Origin of the sequence: Thiorhodococcus mannitoliphagus (genome assembly GCF_010915725.1) — a bacterium.
GTDB lineage: Bacteria > Pseudomonadota > Gammaproteobacteria > Chromatiales > Chromatiaceae > Thiorhodococcus > Thiorhodococcus mannitoliphagus.
Genome location: NZ_JAAIJR010000061.1, coordinates 1 through 18,031, shown reverse-complemented (window position 1 = coordinate 18,031; position 18,031 = coordinate 1). Strand labels below are relative to the sequence as shown.

At 64.9% G+C, this 18,031-nt stretch carries 14 protein-coding genes; 5 read left to right on the top strand and 9 right to left on the bottom strand.

Going from position 1 to position 18,031, the window contains the following annotated elements; translation table 11 throughout:
- Positions 1-4 precede the first annotated feature (4 nt).
- From G3480_RS15035 to G3480_RS15020, 5 genes are read left to right on the top strand one after another with little or no spacing between them, the layout of a single operon-like run.
- Positions 5-622 carry a thioredoxin domain-containing protein gene (locus G3480_RS15035; protein WP_164654710.1) on the top strand — a complete coding sequence of 206 codons (618 nt, stop codon included), beginning with the start codon at positions 5-7 and terminating at the stop codon, positions 620-622.
- The gene (gene asd / locus G3480_RS15030; RefSeq protein WP_164654709.1) at positions 619-1,515 is read left to right on the top strand and encodes an archaetidylserine decarboxylase; all 897 of its coding nucleotides are present in this window, start codon (positions 619-621) and stop codon (positions 1,513-1,515) included. The genes G3480_RS15035 and asd overlap by 4 nt, the downstream gene beginning before the upstream one ends.
- On the top strand, positions 1,505-1,804 hold the full coding sequence (locus G3480_RS29240; protein WP_338114148.1) for a YkgJ family cysteine cluster protein: 300 nt from the start codon (positions 1,505-1,507) through the stop codon (positions 1,802-1,804). The genes asd and G3480_RS29240 overlap by 11 nt, the downstream gene beginning before the upstream one ends.
- Entirely contained in the window at positions 1,797-2,003 is a 207-nt protein-coding gene (locus G3480_RS28410) for a hypothetical protein (protein WP_240905831.1), read from the top strand. The genes G3480_RS29240 and G3480_RS28410 overlap by 8 nt, the downstream gene beginning before the upstream one ends.
- A gap of 36 nt (positions 2,004-2,039) precedes the next feature.
- Positions 2,040-3,332 carry a cytochrome c gene (locus G3480_RS15020; protein ID WP_164654708.1) on the top strand — a complete coding sequence of 431 codons (1,293 nt, stop codon included), beginning with the start codon at positions 2,040-2,042 and terminating at the stop codon, positions 3,330-3,332.
- A 163-nt stretch (positions 3,333-3,495) separates the two neighbouring features.
- Here the strand turns inward: G3480_RS15020 and G3480_RS15015 are convergent, their stop codons facing one another.
- The 9 genes from G3480_RS15015 to G3480_RS14975 all read right to left on the bottom strand — a co-directional run bounded on the left by G3480_RS15015 (position 3,496) and on the right by G3480_RS14975 (position 17,166).
- The gene (locus G3480_RS15015) at positions 3,496-3,651 is read right to left on the bottom strand and encodes a hypothetical protein (RefSeq protein WP_164654707.1); all 156 of its coding nucleotides are present in this window, start codon (positions 3,649-3,651) and stop codon (positions 3,496-3,498) included.
- An 85-nt stretch (positions 3,652-3,736) separates the two neighbouring features.
- Positions 3,737-5,068: a GGDEF domain-containing response regulator gene (locus G3480_RS15010; RefSeq protein ID WP_164654706.1), complete on the bottom strand. Its 1,332-nt coding sequence runs from the start codon at positions 5,066-5,068 to the stop codon at positions 3,737-3,739.
- Positions 5,068-8,277 (bottom strand): response regulator, encoded by a 3,210-nt coding sequence (locus G3480_RS15005; RefSeq protein WP_164654705.1) that lies wholly within the window; start codon positions 8,275-8,277, stop codon positions 5,068-5,070. The genes G3480_RS15010 and G3480_RS15005 overlap by 1 nt, the downstream gene beginning before the upstream one ends.
- Entirely contained in the window at positions 8,270-9,565 is a 1,296-nt protein-coding gene (locus tag G3480_RS15000; protein ID WP_164654704.1) for a CheR family methyltransferase, read from the bottom strand. Before G3480_RS15000 ends, G3480_RS15005 begins: the two co-directional genes overlap by 8 nt.
- Positions 9,562-10,836 carry a chemotaxis protein CheB gene (locus G3480_RS14995; RefSeq protein WP_164654703.1) on the bottom strand — a complete coding sequence of 425 codons (1,275 nt, stop codon included), beginning with the start codon at positions 10,834-10,836 and terminating at the stop codon, positions 9,562-9,564. Before G3480_RS14995 ends, G3480_RS15000 begins: the two co-directional genes overlap by 4 nt.
- Positions 10,833-13,775, bottom strand: coding sequence for a hybrid sensor histidine kinase/response regulator (locus G3480_RS14990; RefSeq protein ID WP_164654702.1), 2,943 nt, complete (start codon positions 13,773-13,775; stop codon positions 10,833-10,835). The genes G3480_RS14995 and G3480_RS14990 overlap by 4 nt, the downstream gene beginning before the upstream one ends.
- The gene (locus G3480_RS14985; protein ID WP_164654701.1) at positions 13,772-14,230 is read right to left on the bottom strand and encodes a chemotaxis protein CheW; all 459 of its coding nucleotides are present in this window, start codon (positions 14,228-14,230) and stop codon (positions 13,772-13,774) included. The genes G3480_RS14990 and G3480_RS14985 overlap by 4 nt, the downstream gene beginning before the upstream one ends.
- 11 nt (positions 14,231-14,241) lie before the next feature.
- Positions 14,242-16,512 (bottom strand): methyl-accepting chemotaxis protein, encoded by a 2,271-nt coding sequence (locus tag G3480_RS14980; RefSeq protein ID WP_164654700.1) that lies wholly within the window; start codon positions 16,510-16,512, stop codon positions 14,242-14,244.
- 69 nt (positions 16,513-16,581) lie between these two features.
- Entirely contained in the window at positions 16,582-17,166 is a 585-nt protein-coding gene (locus G3480_RS14975; RefSeq protein ID WP_164654699.1) for a chemotaxis protein CheW, read from the bottom strand.
- Positions 17,167-18,031: the final 865 nt, after the last annotated feature.

The following is an 18,031-nucleotide window of genomic DNA, read 5'->3' as shown; positions in this document are numbered from 1 at the left end:
CGAGATGTTTCTCCGCAACCGCCATAGCCTTTGGCTGCGTCTGGTCATGGTCCTGGGCGCGATGGCGCTCTTCGTGTTGGGCTATCAGTGGGGGAATCGACATCAGCAAGGCGGCGACGGGCCGACGCGCATCAACGGGGTGCTGGTGCGGCCGGTCGGCGCCATCCCCAACTTCGCCCTGCGCGATGCCTTGGGTCAGGCCTTCGATCAGACGCATCTCGCCAGCGGCTGGACACTCATGGCCTTCGGTGACCTGGCCCAGGCATCAGGCCAACGGTCCGTGCAGCGACTCGTCGACGCCTACAATCGGGTCGCCGACCAGCCGCAGCTCAGACGCTCGCTACAGCTTGTGCTCGTGACCACACGCGAGGCGCCCAGCCTCGCGCGTAACTTTGCGCGGCTCTCGCCGGCGCTGCACATTCTGGGCGGCGACGGCGAGGAGATCGACCGGCTCCAAGCCGCGCTGGGCCTCGCGGACGACGCAGCGCCGACCCTCTTCCTGTTCGGCCCCGGCGGCTACCTGGTTGCCCTGCTCCCAGCGCAAGAGAGCGGTCAAGCTGTCGCCGAGGACCTCAAGGCGGTCTACGCGGACGCCTCCACCCTGCTTCCGGAGCAGCCATGACGCGCCCGACCAAGCCCAGCATCGCAGAGCGGCTCTTCGTCGCACTCCAACACCTCATTCCTCAGCGCTGGCTCTCCACGCAGATGTATCGACTGGCGCGGGTCAGGTGGCGTCCGCTCAAGGCGTTGCTCATCCGCATCTTCGCCCGCCTCTACCGCATCGACATGAACCTGGCGCTCGAGCCGCGGCTCGCGGCGTATGCGCACTTCAACGCCTTCTTCACCCGCGCCCTCAAACCGGATGTGCGGCCCTTGGACGCGCACCCGCGCGCCCTGCTCTGCCCGGTCGACGGCGCCATCAGTCAAATCGGCGCCATCAGCAACGGCAAGCTCATCCAGGCCAAAGGGCATGAGTTCAGCGTAGAGGACCTGCTCGGACTCGAGTCGAGCGAAACGCATCCCTTCGACGGCGGCCAGTTCGCAACCATCTACCTGTCACCGAACGACTATCACCGCATCCACATGCCGCTGGCCGGTGACCTGACGCAGATGCGCCATGTGCCAGGCCGACTCTTCAGCGTCAACGCCACCACGGCGCGCCTCGTCCCTGGACTCTTCGCCCGCAACGAACGTCTCGTCTGCCGCTTCGATACGGAGGCCGGCAATATGGGCCTCATCTTGGTCGGCGCCATCTTCGTCGGCGGCATCGAGACGGTCTGGGCGGGCGAGATCACCCCGCCCCACTCGCAACAAAGCATCCAGCGCTGGGACTACGCGGACGACGCTCAGCACATCCGCCTCGAGGCCGGCGACGAGATGGGCCGATTCAACCTCGGCTCAACGGTCATCCTGCTCTTTCCCCCGAATCGGGTACAGTGGGAGCCCGGACTCGTCGCGGGCCAAAAGGTCCAACTCGGGCAGCGGCTCGGTCTGAGGCTCGCCATTGAGTCCTGAGGCCAAGGCCCGCGCCTGCCGAGCCGGCTGCGCCGCGTGCTGCATTGCACCCTCGATCAGCAGCCCCATCCCAGGCATGCCGGATGGCAAGCCGGCGGGCGTGCCCTGCATTCAGCTCAACGCAGACCTCTCCTGTAAGCTGTTCGGCGCCCGGAGCCGCCCGAGCGTCTGCGGATCATTGGCTCCAAGTGAGGAGATGTGCGGGTCAGCTCGGAGCCATGCCTTGTCGATGCTTGCGACGCTGGAGCAGTTGACGTCCCCCGAGACGAGGTGCCAGCCGCATGAATAGGCCGAAGGTGGGACGACGTCCGATCTTCCACCACAAGCAAGCGCGGGCCGATGGCCACCTGTTCATCACCGTGCTGGCTTATCAGTTCGTCCAGCTGATTTCAAAGAACGGCGCCTTTGGAGTGCCACTCGCCAATGTCTGCCCCCGCAAGTGGCTGACTCGAAGAGAATTGAGAATCGGCCTGTCAAACTTGGGTTAAAAAGCCTGGATCATGCAACCGATGGAGTTATCAGCTATGCGTTTTCGACCCCTGGCCCTAACGGCGAACCTACTTTGCGCGAGCGCGCTCGCGGTGGCTGGCGATAAGCCGGCCGAAACGGCTGCAGCCGCAAGCGATCTGCCGAGCGCGCGCTTGGTCTACGGCCAGTACATGGCGACCGCCGGTGATTGCATTGCCTGTCATACGCGGCCTGATGGCAAAGCCTTCGAGGGCGGTTTGCCCATCGACACCCCGTTCGGCACCATCTACACGCCGAACATCACGCCTTCGAAGGGCGCTGGTATCGGCTCATTCAGCGATGAGGACTTCCTGCATGCGCTGCAGGACGGCATTTCGCCGAGCGGACACCCCTATTACCCGGCGCTGCCCTATCCCTCGTTCACCAAGGTCAAGGACGATGATCTGCTGGCGATCAAGGAGTACCTGATGTCGCTTGAGCCCTCAAACTATCAGCCGCCCAAGACCGATCTGCGCTGGCCGTTCTCGGTGCGCGACCTGATGTTCGGCTGGCAGGAGATCTACTTCGACAAGGGCCGTTTCCAGCCGGATCCAAGCCACAGCGATGAATGGAATCGCGGCGCCTATCTGGTCGAAGGCCTTGGCCATTGCGGCGCCTGCCATACCCCGCGCAACATGGCCGGCGCCACCGAGCCTTCGGAGGCAATGACAGGTGCGATCGTCGATGGCTGGTATGCGCCGGATCTGACCTCTGATCTGAGCCAGGGCATCGGTCGTTGGAGTGTCGATGAGCTGGCGACTTTCCTGCAGACCGGGAAGGCACCGGCTGAACTCGATGCGAAGGAGCCGGACCCGAGCGATGCGTCGGCGACCGAGGTTTTAGGCCCGATGGCCGAAGTGGTGCATGACAGCCTGTCGAAGCTACATGCCTCAGACCTGCGCGCGATGGCCGTTTATCTCAAGGACCTGCCGCCCAAGACCGAGCTGCGCAATCAGCCAAAGGTACCAGATGTCTTGACAGAAGCGGCCTACGAGCAAGGTCGGGCGATCTACACGAAGAACTGCAGCGGCTGCCATCAGGACTATGGCCAGGGCCTGAAACCCTACTTCCCCGCGCTGCGAGACAATCCGGTGGTCAATGCAGAGCTGCCAAACGATGTGCTCAAGACCCTCTTACTCGGTGCCCCGGCCGATCCCTCGGAGGCATTCTCGCCGAATGTGATGATGCCTGCGTTTGGCTCGGTGCTGACCGATGAGCAGATTGCGACGGTGGCAAGTTACATCCGCGCCAATTGGGGCAATGATGCATCGCCAGTGACCGCTGAAGCGGTGAAGGCGCTGCGCAAGTAATGAGCGCGATCTCGGTAGGGGCAATGCAGTAGTAGGGGCAATGCAGCAGCAGGGCTCCACCGCGTTCGGCGTCGAGTCAGCCGCCTTGGGCGGCTCCAGCTCTTGATCCGCCTTCGAGGCGGTCGCCCCAATAAGCCCCCGGCTTTGCCGGGGGTCATTTCACTCAGAGCACAGCCTCAGCAGCCAAGCTCCCTTCGCGCACGACCGCCGGCAAGGGCAGCATGACACCGACCTGCTCGATGCGGTCGTTGAGGTCGTCCCAGAACCCACTGGGCGCCTTTGCTGGGCGAAAAACTGGCTCGGCCGAGGAAGCTCGCAAATCAGGCGCCTAGTGGGTATCTCGTCAAGGCAGGAACTCAGCTGCTGCGCATGGCCGCATCCCGCGATGCAGTGCCTGCCGAGACCTAGCGGATCGGCTCGGCGAATCGGATGCCGCTCTTGCCTGCGTTCTTCACCCGATACATCGCCGAGTCGGCGCAGCGCTCGAGATCCTCTCCGCTCTCGGCATGGTCCGGAAAGACACCGATGCCGATGCTGGCGCTGACGCTGCATGACTCCCCACCGATCACAACCGGCGCACGAACGCTATCCAAGAGGCGCTCGGCGAGCATCTTGATCACATCAAGATCGGCCACCTCGGTCAGCAAGATGCCGAATTCGTCTCCGCCCAGCCGAGAAACAAGGTCACCGCGCCGTACCAGCGACTCGAGCCTGCCAGCAACCGCGCGCAGGAGTTGGTCGCCGGCGGCATGGCCATAGCTGTCGTTGATCGCCTTGAAGCCATCGAGATCAAGAAACAGCAGTGCCACACGCCGCTCGTCGGTGCCGTCGTGCCGTGCTATCAAGGAGCGCAGACGCTCTTCGAATAGCATCCGGTTTGCCAGCCCGGTCAAGGAATCGTGCCTTGCAAGATCGCCCAAGTGCGACGCCTCGCTGCGCAGGCGCTCACGCGTGGTGACGTCCTGCAATCGCAAGATAAAACCATGCACCTGCCCTTGCACGCCGCGCAGCGCGCGTGCGTGGAGCTGCGCGAAGAAGCGATTGTCGTGTGCCGTACCGACACTGAGCACGCACTCGATCGTCTCGTTCTGATGCTTAGGATGCGTGACGATATTGGTGATCAGACTCAGCAAGGGCGTGTCGCTGTCATCATCGATGGTCGCTTTTGCATGAAAGGCCAAGGGGTCGCCCAAGCTGATCGCCTCGAACGCGAAGAACCCGGGAGCGGAACTGTTGACCCAGCGCACAACGAGGTTGGTGTCGACGACAACGGTTGGGTCCGGGATCGAATCAACCAGCGATTGGAAGAAGGCATGGTCATCGCGCAGCTGTCGCTCCGCGCGGTAGGAACTGACCAGGTGCAGCACCCGGTTGCGCAGCACGGCCCAGTGGATCGGCTTCGTGATGTACTCATCAGCACCCACATTGAAGGCCTGATCGACGCTGCTCTCGTCCTCATAGACGGTGATCATGATCACCGGGACATGTGCGCCTTCCGGCAGTGCGCGCATCGCGGCACAGGCGGCGAAGCCGTCCATCTCCGGCATCGCCGCATCCAAGAGCACGATGTCGGGGCATACCTTCGTGAACAGCTCGACCGCCGCGCGGCCATCGGTGGCCACTTGCGTCTCGAACCCTAACCGTTCAACGAATTGTTTCACCGCCAGCCGAAGTACCGGGTCGTCATCGACCACGAGCGCCAACGGGCGTTCCTCGGTATTCGTATCTAAAGTCATCAAGGTTGCCTGCTTGCTCTTTCAAGGAGCCGTTCTTGTTCCAACAGTTGCTGCAGCGCTGCCTCGGCCTCGTGCACGCCAGCGACGACGTCGCTGACCAGCGAGCCGATTGCATCGCCGGAAGCCGCGCGCTGCTCGAGTGCGCGCGCCTGCCGCACCGCGCCGCGTGCGCCGAGATTCCCGAGTGATCCGGCCAGGGTGTGTGCACAGCGGCGCATCGTTTCGGCATCGCTATCGGCAGCGGCCTGCTCGAGTTGAACAAGCCGCGGCGGCAAATCGGCCACGGCGGCCTCGATCACCGGCACGATGTCACCAATCGCTTCGCGCAGACCTTGGATCATGTGCAGATCCAGCACAGCGCTCTTGGGCGTCGTGACCCTTGGCTCCTCAGCCTGCGCGGGACCAGACTCGACTGCGGCCCCATCCGCTGCTTCCGGGGCCAGCGCAGCCGCTGCGGAGGACTTAGCGCGCGGGTGCGAATCGGCATCTGCTCGCTTGTCGAGTATGCGCCTGATCGTCTCGATGAGTTCCACCGCGCGCACTGGCTTGGTCAGGTAATCGTCGACACCAGCGGCCATGCAGCGCTCACGCTCAGCGGGCGCCGCATGGGCGGTCAGCGCGATCACCAATTGACGCGCATTGCCAGCATCTGCACCGCCGGCGCTGAGTCCGACCTCGCGCTCGCGCAACCGGCGCGTCGCCGTGAGACCGTCCATCACCGGCATCTCGCAATCCATCAGCACCACATCGAAGTGCTCTTCGGCGATCCGCTCAAGCGCCAGCGCGCCGTTCTCGGCCACCGACACCTCGCAGCCGGCACGCGCGAGGATGCCCGAGATCACCTCTTGATTCACAGGATTGTCCTCGACCGCCAGGACGCGACAAGCGTCCAGCCGAGGCGCATCAGCCTGCTTCGGCGGAGGCTGCGAAGCGCGCCCCGACCCGAACAACCGAGTCAGCAAATCCAGCAGTGCGCGTCGACGGATCGGCTTCACCAGGCGCCCCGCTGCACCAAGCTCGCGTGCCGCGCGCTCCTCGCCAAATTCGTCCATGGAGGTCTGCAGCACCACCTGCGGCGGATCGGATTCGCCGCGCGCGAGGAGTCGCTTTAGAAACTCGAGCCCGTCCATCTCGGGCATCATCCGATCGAGCAGAATGAGATCGAATCGCCGCGACGCTTGATCGAGACAGCTCAGCGCCCGCTTGCCATCCTCGGCCTCGGTCACCTGCATGTGCCAGGCCTCGCAGAGGCCTCGCAGATAGAGCCGATTGGTTGCATTGTCGTCGACGACCAGCACCCGCTTGCCCGCCAAGACCGAAAGTTCATCTTCTTCCCATGGAGCCTGGTCCGACTCCGCGCTGGCCGCATCGAACACCGCGGTGAACAAGAAGGTGCTGCCCGCGCCGGGCGCGCTCTCCACATTGAGTTCACCGCCCATCATGCGTGTCAGCTCGTTGCTGATCGCGAGTCCTAGCCCGGTGCCACCAAACCGCCGCGAGGTGCTGTTGTCGGCCTGACGAAAGGCCTCGAAGATGTGCTGCTGAGCCGCCCGACCGATGCCGACGCCGGTATCGCAGACGGCAAAGGCCACACGCAACTGCGCGCCCTCGGCCTGCTCGAGCCACACCCGCAACCCAACCTCACCCTGCTCAGTGAACTTAAGCGCATTGCCGAGCAGATTGACCAGGATCTGCCGCAACCGGTTGGGGTCACCGATGACCTGCACCGGCACATCCGGTTGCACGTCGCAGACCATTTCCAGGCCCTTCTCGGTCGCCTTGGCCGCGAGCATCTGCACCGTCTCTTCGACCAGCCCAGGGAGCATGAACGGCGAGTGCTCCAGCTCTAGCCGGTTGGCATCGATCTTGGAAAAGTCGAGGATGTCGCCGATGACGCCGAGCAGGGCCTCTGCAGAGGCAACGCCGGTGTCGATGAAGTGCAGCTGCTGCTCGCCGACTTCGGTGCCTCGCAGCAGCTCGAGCATGCCGATGACGCCGTTCAGCGGGGTGCGAATCTCATGGCTCATATTGGCCAAGAACTGGCTCTTGGCCTCGGCGAGTTCGAAGGCCTCGTCCCGTGCGCGCTCCAGCGCATCGGCCTGATCAACGACGGTACTGACGTCCTGGATGAGCACGACCCGGTCCGCCGCCGAGACCGAGATCGGATAGATGTTGAAGGCGCGATGCCGATTGTAGCGATCTTCGAGACGCCGCGGCAGACAGTCGCCGTCCGCCGGATCGAATGCGGCAAGGCTGCCGCAATCATCGATGAAGCGGTGCATGGTCTCGTTGAAATCTTGCCATTCCCCATCAGCGTACGACATCACGCCGATATCCAGTGCCTGCGTCGCCGCGAAGAGGATGTCCAGCTTCTTGGCCTGACGCGCGGCACGCAGGGTGCGCATGATCGAGGCCACGCGCATCAGAAAGATATTGACCGGGTCGTTCTTCCAGATCAGATCGATGGCACCGGCATCCAAGGATTGCTCCACCATCTCGCGGCGCTGCGAATGCATCACGACGGTGATGTCGCTAGTCCGATCATCGGCCAACAAGCTGCGGCAGAGTTCGTCGCCATTACCACCCGGCATGAAGTAATCGACGACCGCCAGATCTGGGCGCAGCCGACGGGCCAGATCAAGGCCCGCCTGCATCGAGTCGGCCAGTAGGACCTCGTAGCCGCTGTTGCGCAGCAGATCGCCGTATTTGGCCCGAACCGTTGGCGAATCGTCGACGAAGAGCACGGTACCGCCTGTATCCTCGCGACTCTTCAAGAGCTGCCGGGCACGCCAATCTCCCATGCCGCCGATGTCACTGTAGGTGGTCAGGAACTTGCGCATGCGATAGGGCAACAGCGTCAAGTCCTCTTTGAGCTGTATGTCGTTGTTGGGCCGAAGCGTCGCCAACTGATAGGCGCGGCTGTCGGGACGTTCGGTGAAGATCATCACGGCGAGGTTATCGAAGCGCCGGTCCGCGCCGATGCGCTCCAGCACCTCGGAGCCATCCATTCCCGGCAGCAGCCAGTCGAGCAAGAGTCCGTGGAACGGCCGCGAGTCGTGCCAGGCCGCCTCCAGCCGGGCCAGGCCATCCTCGCCGCTGACGGCCGTCTCGCACTCGAATCCGGCCTGCTCCAGTGAGCGCTGGCAGACCGCACGCATGGTCGGCGAGTCCTCGACGATGAGGACACGGAAGCCGCCCGACTCAGACATGGCCGGCCCCACGCAGGCGCAGCACCGCATGCCCAGGGGCGAGCCGGGCCAGTTCGTCGAAATAGCCCTGCGCCAAACCACCAAGCCCCTTACGGTTGAGCAGCAAGCCGAACAGCGCCAACGCCTCGATCCGATCATCGAGCGGCATCTGGATCGCGCCTTCGTCAAGCGCCTCAAGCAAGGTCTCCAGGCATTCCAGCGCCTCGAGTTCCTCCCCGCCATCGGCCAGCACGCGTGCCTTGCCCAGGAGCGCCGCCGAGTCCAGGGGAGCCTGTGCGAGCGCGGCATCGAAGGCATCGAGCGCGGTCGGCGGCGGCGGCTCGAACGCGTCATCTGTGACCCGCGCCGGTCCCGTGGCTGCGCGTGACGGCGGCTCGGGCCGCAGTGCAGTGCTTGTCAGAGGACGCGCCGGTAATGCAGGCGGAGGCTTCGGCACGGCGCGCCGACGGGATACAGGCGGCGGACCCATCGCGTCCGTTAGCGGCGTGCCGCTGGGTCTGAATCCAACGCAGCCACCGCGCTCCTGCATCTGGAAGCCGGCGCGCGGGAGATTCCATTCCGTGTGGTCAACGAACAGCCAGCCATCCGGGCGCAGCAGCCGACGCAGCGCGGCCAGCGCGCGAGCAATCGTGGCTGGGTCGAAGTAGATCAGGAGATTCTGGCAGAACAGAATGTCGAAGGGACCACCCAGCGCGACCACGTCATCCGTGAGTAGGTTGATCCGATGGAACTGAACACGCGCGACGATCGTCGGGTCAAGACGGTAACGACGCGCGTCCACCGCGCGGAACCAGCGTTTCGCCCGCACCGCATCGGTGCGACGCAGCGCCAAGGCGCCGAACTCCCCGCGTCGCGCATCGGCAAGGCAGCGTTGCGAGATATCCGCACCCATGAGCCTGACCGATGGATCTGCTATACCCCGCTCGCGCAGCAAGATAGCCATGCTGTAGGGCTCCTCTCCCCGCGCACAGGGGATCGACAACAACCGCTGGTCCCGTTCGGGCTGCTTGCGCAGACGTTCCGGGAGCAGCTCACCGACAGCAACCTCCATCTGCTTCTGAGCACGGAAGAAATAGGACTCATTGGTGGTGATGGCATCGATGAAGGATTGCGCCGGCAGCCGTCCGCTCAGCACGCCAGCGACCAGCTCGGCAGGGCTCAACCGCCGGCGCTCGGCCTCAAGGCGAATCGCCAGTTCGACCGGGGCGGCATTGTCGCGCGTGATGCTGATCCCTGTGGTCGAGCGAACCCAATCGCACACCGCAGCGTCGACATAGGTCGTGCTCATGCGACGCCTCGCGCCCAACGCGCGATGGTCAGCGCCAGGTCTTCCGGTGACTGGCCGTGGGTTGCCAACCCCCGACGCAGCACGGCGCGCGGCATGCCATCGATCACCGCCGTCTGCGGGTCCTCCACCAACACCCGACCACCAGCCGCAGCCAGGACCGCGAGCCCGGCCGCCCCGTCGTCGCCGAGCCCGGTCAAGATCACACCACAGGCCCGCTGACCAAGCCGTTCACCGACGCTGGTCATCATCCGGTCGATATTGGGATAGTAGAGCGCATCGCCCGAGTGCTCATAGCGAAGCGCGCCCCAAGCGGCGAGCGTCAGATTGCGCCGCCCCCCAGCGGCGATGTAGACGCGACCGGCCAGTGGTGGCTCGCCATCGCGTGCGACGCAGACCGGCTTGCCGGCCTCTTCGCTCAACCATTGGGCCAGCCCTGCGGTGAAATCCGCCTCGATATGCTGCGACACCACCACGGCAGCGGGTAGGGCTCGTGGTAAGGCGCGCAGCAAGCGGGCCAGGGTCGATGGGCCGCCAGTTGAACAGCCGATGGCGACGATGGGCGGCAGGCTGGTGATCAAGCCATGGTGCGCGTGCCGCGCAATCTCGGCCGATGGCAGACCTGGCTGAGGGTCCGGGCGGCGCTCTGACACCCAGTCCACTGGCGCAGCGCCCGACGGACGCCGCGATCGGCTCAAGCTCGGCGTTCGCGCTGAAGGCTCGAGCTGCAACACCAGCCGCATCTTGTGCAGGAGTTCAGCGCCGGCGCTGAGCAGCTCTGCGCGGCCGACTTGAGATCCCGCCTTGGCCGCGAGTGTCGGTGTATGGGCGAAGTCGAGCGCCCCCGCCGCCAGTGCATCGAACAGGAAGCCCGCATTGCGGTGGATGGTGGCGCTGCAGATCAGGATGCGCGTCGGGCAATCGCGCATGATCCGTCGGGTGACCTCAACGCCATTGATGTCGGGCATGTGCATATCCAGAAGGACCAATGCCGGACGCTTATCGCAGACCATCGCAACGCCCGCCAGACCGCCCGCGGCGCTCCCGAGCAGTCGAAACTCGCCCGCCGCCTGAACCACCGCGCCGGTCACCGCGCGCGCAACCGGCGAGTCGTTGACGAGCACGACACCGACGACCACGCCGCTCGCAGACCTCGACTCGCCGCTCGGCCTTGCAGCGAAGCCCCGCTCCACCGAGGAGCTGTCCCCGTCCCCGGCACCCCAGGATGTGGGCGCCCGTGACTCGCGGGCTTGCGCTGGAGGCTGATCGCTCATGCCCCTGCCCGCTCAAAGGCTGCGGGACTTGCCGCCGCGAGCAGCTCGGCAACGGTCTCGAGCATCGCATCGGTGTCGAACTGCGCCTTGGTCAGGTAACGGTTGGCACCGGCGTCAAGGGCGGCCTCGCGGTCCTCGGGCCGATCCTTGTAGGAGACCACGATGACAGGTAGCTCATGGAAGCGATCGATCGCGCGCAGCGCACGGATCAGCTCGATGCCGTTCATTCTCGGCATATCGATGTCGGTGACGACCATGTCGTGATCACCAGCTTTGGCCTTGTTGAGTCCGTCCACGCCGTTGACCGCGGTGGTCACGGCATAACCGGCCTGAGTGAGAAAATGACGCTCGACCTCTCGTACCGTGACCGAGTCCTCGACGACCAGGATGTGACTGACCTTCTCCGGCGTCTCGACGCTCGCCTCGATCTGCTGCACGACACCTTGATCCAATCGCTCCAGGAGATCCGGCGTATCGACGACCAGCGCCAATCCGCCGTCATTGAGGAGGGTCACGCCGGCCGCCTCCTGGACCTTCCCAAGGCGTTCATCCAGAGGCCGTGTCACCACGTCCAACTCATCGATGACCGCCTCCACCAGCAGGGCACCGCGCCGCTCGCCGTCACCGAGCACCAGCAGATGCTTGTCGGCCACCTCGGATGACAGCGGCGCCAGCCCCGAGAGCTGACTGAACTCATAGAGCAGCAGCGTCTCGTCACCCAGACGGACGGCCAGGCGACCCTCGATGCGGCGCAACCGCTGCGCATCCACCCGGGCCACTGAGACGACCTCGTGCATCGGGAATGCATAGCGCTGGACGCCAAACAGCGGATGGCGCCCTCCTTCGACGAGCAAGCAGCGGGTCAGCGCCAGGCTCAAGGGCACCTGCAGCTCGAAACAGGAGCCGTGCCCGCGCTCGCTATGCACACCGACGCGTGCCCCCATGGCATCGAGCCCCGACTTCACGATGTCGAGACCGAATCCGCGACCGGAGAGGTCGGAGACATGGGTCGCCGTCGACAGGCCGGGCAAGAAGAGAAACTGCATCTGCTCTTCGATCCCCATGGCGCCCCAGAGTGTCTCGGTGGTGCGCCCGCTACCGACGACGGTCTCGCGCAACCGGTCGAGGTCAATGCCAGCGCCGTCATCGGCAACCCGAATGCGCATCATGGAGCCAAGCTGTTGGGCCTCGATGGCAAGCCGCCCGGCATCGTCCTTGCCGGCGGCACGGCGCTGCGGCGGTGTCTCGATCCCGTGATCGAGGGCGTTGCGGACCAGGTGTAGGAGTGGGTTGCGCAGCGCGTCGAGGACAGCGCGGTCGATCCGGCCCTGATCGCCTTCGATGCGCAGCGCAACCTGTTTGCCCAGGTCCCGAGCGAGGTCGCGGACCATCCGCGGATAGTCGTCGAGCAACTCGGTCAAAGGCACCAGCCTGGCCTGCGTGACCTCGTCCACCAGGTGCCCGGCGAGCCGCTGGAGTTGCCCCTCGGTGCGGTCATGGACCTGGCTCAGCGACTCCAACCCATCGCCGATCGCATCCAGGCGCTCGATGACAGGTTGCAAAAGCTCATGCAGGGCAAAATCGCCGTCGCCAACCCCGGAGATGGCGTTGAGCTGTCCCGCACTGACCCGCGCGATCTGTCGCGTGGCCTGGTCGAGTTCGCGCGCCAGCAGGCGGACGCGGTTGCGCTGGCCGGCCATGGCGCCAACAGAGACGGTGAGTTCGCCGGACAGCCGATGCAGCCGGTCGAGCTGCTCGTAGGCAACGCTTGCGCGCCGGCGGGGGGCGGACCGTCCCCCGCCGGCCGAAGGCTTCTGGGTGGCCGCTGAACGCTCGCGCTCGGCCTCGCCGATCGCCGGCGCCTTGGCGAAGACCTGGTCTTCGGACTCACTGCCGCCGCCCGCACCCGCACGCGACCCAATGCTCGAATCCGCGCCGGCCGCGCGCGCGTCAGCGGATACCTCGGTTGGAGCGCCAGCACCAGGCGCGCTGCAACCGCCGATCGGCTCGCCGCGACCATAGCAGGCAAGCTGCTCTCGCAGCGGCTCGATCGATCGCTCAGGCGCTCCGGCGACCCCCTCAGCCACCAAGAGACCAATCCAGCGCAGTGCACAGCGGAGAAGCAAACTCAGGTCCGAGCCCGCGGGCAGGCTGCCGGCGGCAACCTGGCTCAGCAGGACCTCGACAGCGCCCGCCGCCTCGCAGATCCGATCGAGCCCGATGGCACGCGCGGTGCCCTTGAGTTCGCGGAAGCAGCCCCGCAGTGCCTCGAGCCCTTCCGGCGCGAAGCCGGCGGGATCGATGCCATCGAGCAAGCGGCCAGCTTGGTCGAGACGCTCCTGCGCCTCGGCGTGGAAGATCGCGGAGAGCTGGGCGTCATCGGAGGCATCCGTTTGCGCCCTTTCGGCATCTGCGACCGCTGCCGTTTTCAGACTCGATGCCGCATCGGAGCGCGCCGCTGCGGTCGTCGACCTTTGCGGCGATGTCGCTTCCTTCCTGTCCTCCGACGGTGGCACTGGCGGCCTGGCTTGTTGCGGCGCGAGATCGGCGCCAACCGCAGCCAAGGGCGCACCTGCGCAGTAGCGCCGTGCCTGCTCGGCCAGCATGCTGACATCCGGCAGCGCTCTGCCAGCCGCCCGCGCGGCGACCTGGTCGCGGAAGAAGTCGATCGCCTTCAGGCTCAGATCGACAAGCTCTGGGCGAAAGTCGGTCTTGCCGTCGAGCAGGTCGTGATAGACGTCTTCGAGCAGGTGCGCGGTCTGTTTCTCTTCCTCGAATTGCATCGCCCGGGCCGCCCCCTTGAGCGTGTGAAACACCCGCATCAAGGCCTCGGTCTGCGCGCGTTCGGGCTCGCCGTTCTCCAGCGCGATCGTGAGCCGCGTCGCTTCCTTGAGGTTGCTATCGACCTCCTCGCGAAAGATGTCGAGAAAGTCGATCATCGCGGCAGCTGAAGTGGATGGGCATGCAGCTGGAGCAGTGCTTCGTCATCAAGCACGGCGTCGAGCCGAATCTCTTGAACAAGATGGCCGTCGATCCGCCATAGCGGACCGAGGAAGCGGTTGTCGGTAGTCTCCGCCAAGATTGGCGCCTGCACAGCCCCCGCATCTAGCGCCTGAATCCTGCCGATGGCGTCGATGATGAAGCCGAGTGGACGCTGGCCGACCCTGACCTTGAGAATGCGGCTGCTGCGTCTCCAGGGACCGGGGTCACCGGCGCCGAGGCGCTCACCGAGCGCGATCACCGGCAACACCTCACCGCGCAGGCTCATCACGCCACGCAGGAAGGGCGGCGCGCCGGCCAACCGCTCGAGTTCGACCGGCATCAGCACCTCGTCCAGCGCATCCAGGCGCGTGAGGTAGGACGTACCCGCAGTCTCGAAAAGCAACACCTCCACCGCAGTCTCCGTCAGGTGCTGAAGGCCGCGACGGCGGCCGATAGCTGCGCCGCCATGGTGTTGAGGTCATGGGTGACTGAGCGGGTCTGGCTTGCTGCCTTGGACACCATGTTGGCCGAGGACAGCATCTGCGTCGAGGTGCTCTGCACCATCCGTGAGGACTCGGCCTGGGCGCGCACGCTCTCGAGAATCATGCTCATCTGTTCCTGGATACGCTCCATCGAATCATTGATCGAGACAAGCGCACCAGCGGATTCGCCAACCAGCACCACACCATGGCGAATCTCTTCCGAGGACTTGTCCATCGCCAAGGCCGAGGATTCAGTCGCGCGCTGAATATCGCGCACCATGGCGTTGATGTTGCCTGCGGAGTCGATCGATCGGTCCGCCAGACGCCTGATCTCGTGGGCGACCACCGCAAAGCCCTTGCCCATCTCGCCGGCCTTGTTGGCCTCGATGGAGGCGTTGAGTGACAGCAGCGTGGTCTGGTCCGCGACGCCGGAGATGGTGGTCACGGCCCCGTTGATGTCGTCCATGCGATCGCTGAGGGACTTGATGCGCTCGGCGGTCTGGCGGGTCGAGGTGCCGATGGCGTCCATTGAACGCATCATCGCCTCGGATTTCTCGTTGCCGCCAGCCACGATGTCGGCGATGCCATCGACACTGCTGCCCACATTCTCCGCCGATGAAAGGAGGGTCGCGGCACTCTGAGACATCTCGTTCAGCGATGCGCTGAGTTCATTGACCGCGCTCGCCTGCTCGGACGAGGACGCCGCCTGCTGCGTAGCCGCGGCCTGGATCTCGTTGATCGAGGACGACAGCTGCACCGCCGAGCGCTGGATGCGCCGCACCAGCCCGGACAGGTTGGTGCGCATGTGCTCGAAGGTATTCGCGAGTAGGCCAAGTTCATCGCGGCTCCGCACCCAGATCGGCGTTCCCAGGTCGCCGCGTGCGATGCGCTGAGCACCATCCACCAACTGGCCGATGGCGGTGCTGATGGGCCGCGGAATGGTCACCAAGACCAGGAGCCCGACGCCAACGCCGATGACTGCGGTGATGCCCACCAACCACTGCGCGCCGGTCCCCATCGCGGTCAGCATGGCGCTGTCTTCCGCCATCTCGCGCCAGGCGACGACGGACAATGCCTCGGTGCGCTCGCTCAGCTTGCTGCCCAGCGCATGCAGCGCGTCCTTCTCGGCGTCGATGTGGGCCTCCAACCGAGCGGCACGGTCCGCAGCCTCGGCACGCTGCGCGGCAGTCTCGCGCAACAGCACGCTATGGGCCAGCAGGGCCTTGCGTGCCGCGCCAAGATCGCGCTTGAGGCGCGAGTCGGTGCTCTGCTCGCGCAGCAGCTCGAGTTGGGCCAGGGCCTCGCCGAAGGTAGCGCGGGCCAGCTCAGGATAGCTCGGGTCAAGACCCGCGACATAGGCCGCAAGCCCCCCGCCCATGGTCGCCAAGTCGCCGGCGAAGCTTTGCAGTAGCGGCTCCAGCGACTGTCCATCGCCGGCCATGCCCTTTCCCTGCCGCTGCCGCAGGCCCTCTAGCAAGGCATCGAATTCGCCGATGGTGGCATCGAGCCCAGCGCGGAGCGCGCCAGCGGCGGCGCGCGTATCGGCATCCTGCGCAGCCAATTCGACTCGGTCGGTGTCGACGGTCTCGGCAAGCTGCGCGAAGCGCTCGCCGTAGTCGGCGGCGGCGGCACGGATCGCCGACAACTGCTCGGCGGAGAAGCTGTCGGCGGTATGCTCCATCCCCGCGACAGTGGCGCCGATGCCCTTGATCAGCTCAGCAGCGCGTGCGCTGTACCGCGCCACTCGGCGCGGCGCGCCACTGTCCTCCAACAGCAGGTAGTTCTGCTCCTCGCCGCCGATCAGCGCGATGGTCGCGTGCAGCTCGTTGGACAGGCGGGCGAGATCAGCATGCTGGCCAATCTCGGCAATACCGTGCACGCTGATGTTGCGCAGCGCGCCGAGGGAAACCACACCAAGGATCAGGATCACCATCGTAAGCAGACCAAAGCTCAGCATCAGCTTGCGCTTGAGCGGCATGCCGCCGAGGGTGCGCGAGGCATCAGCGCTGAGACTCAAAGCAGGCGCGGCTTCCTGCAGGACTTGACGGTGCTTATCTCCATAAGTGTCGCCGGGCGTTTGGGATTCGAATGGCACACCGCTTTCTACACCATCGGGCTCCGGCACGGTAAAGAACTCCTCGGAGGGACCATCGCGCCCGTCGCCTTCGAGCCGCCCCGGTTGATAACGCAGGTCATCTGTTTCGTTGGTCATGGCATCTTCGTCAGCGTGCCCGGGGTTCACAAGATCGCTTGCGGTCCTTGGCGCAGGCGACACCACCGGTCAGAATTGATCAAGGGTATCTCGCCGCAGCGGGCTCAAGTCGACGAGTGTCAGCGCAGCGTCATCGTGCTCGGCGATGCCAAGGCGCCCAATCAGGCCATGGCCGCGCCGCCCCGGGTAGAGATTGAAGGTGGTCGGGTCTAAGTTGGCGACGCCGATGACGGCATCGACCGGCAGACCGCTGCGCCGTCCGCGCCGGTCGCGCACGACCAAGGTTCGGTTGCTGGCACCAATGGAGACGCTCGAGCCTGCATCCAGCAGCGCGCCAGTATCGAGCAGGGGCAATACCTCGCCGCGGAGGTTGGTGAGACCAATCACCAGCGAGCTGGCATGCGCAACCGCGATCCCGCCGACCACGTTGGCGACTTCGTCAAGCTCATCGAGATTCGCCGCAAAGCGTTCCTCGCCAAGGCGGAAGAGAATGAACTCGGCATCCGCACCTGCACTGGGTGCGACAACAGAACGCGCGTAAGCGGCAGCCCACTCCTTCAGGCTCTGCGGATCTGCCAATTCGTTATTGGCGGGGGCAATGGGTCCGTCAGGCGCCGAATCGGCGCCATCAAGGCCCCTGGTCTCATACGGCATGTTCGACAGCCTATTGGCGTTATCTCGGGCTCAGGTTGTCCCATCGATTGACTTCGCCGACGCTGCGACGTAGGAGTCGGCGCGCGCTCCGCAGCTCGCAAAGACTGAGGCATCCGCTGCTTGGACCTTGCGGTGTAACCGACCTGGCAGGATTGATCTACAGCAACTCTAGCCTGCAACTACCCTGGGGACAAGAAATAGCGACGCAATTCTAGCGAGGCTTCGCCTCAGACCGACGAGCCATGGGGCTGACGCCGGTTGATCGCTCGGAGCGTCTAAACTCCGAATCGAGCCGCGCGGACGGCGACTGGGCGTGATACCCAAGTGTCAACCGGGGTCGAGTTTCCGCTGAGTAGCGGCATTGATCCGACCCACGGAGGGCTCGATGCCCCATTCAAGCAGTTGCTAGCGCAACATGGGCTGGGTGACGTGACAGTGATAGAGCTGGTAGAGCTGGCAGGCTCTCGAGGAGACAGCACACAGCCACAGGGGCCGACTTCGTCGTAGCAGAGTCGCAACCCGCCGTCATAGGCGTCGCTGAGCTTGGCGATCCGCTTCTCGATCTCCTTCGACGCATTGGCGATCTCCCCGCGATAGATCGGCTCCCCGCGCCCCGGCTCGGCCACGGCGATCGCAATCGTCTCCTTGTGGACGTCCAGGCCGATGTAGGCCGCATGCTCCTTCGCCTCGCCAACCGCGCGCACCGCCGCCAGCACCAAAGCCGTCTCAGACGCTGTATAGGAACTAAGTAACTGATTCGCTGTCGAAAAAATCTGAATAACATGGCGATTTAATACGAATGCCCTCTTTTCATTCGGAGGAGATCAAGATGAATTCAGACAATGCCCATACACCTTTACGCTAT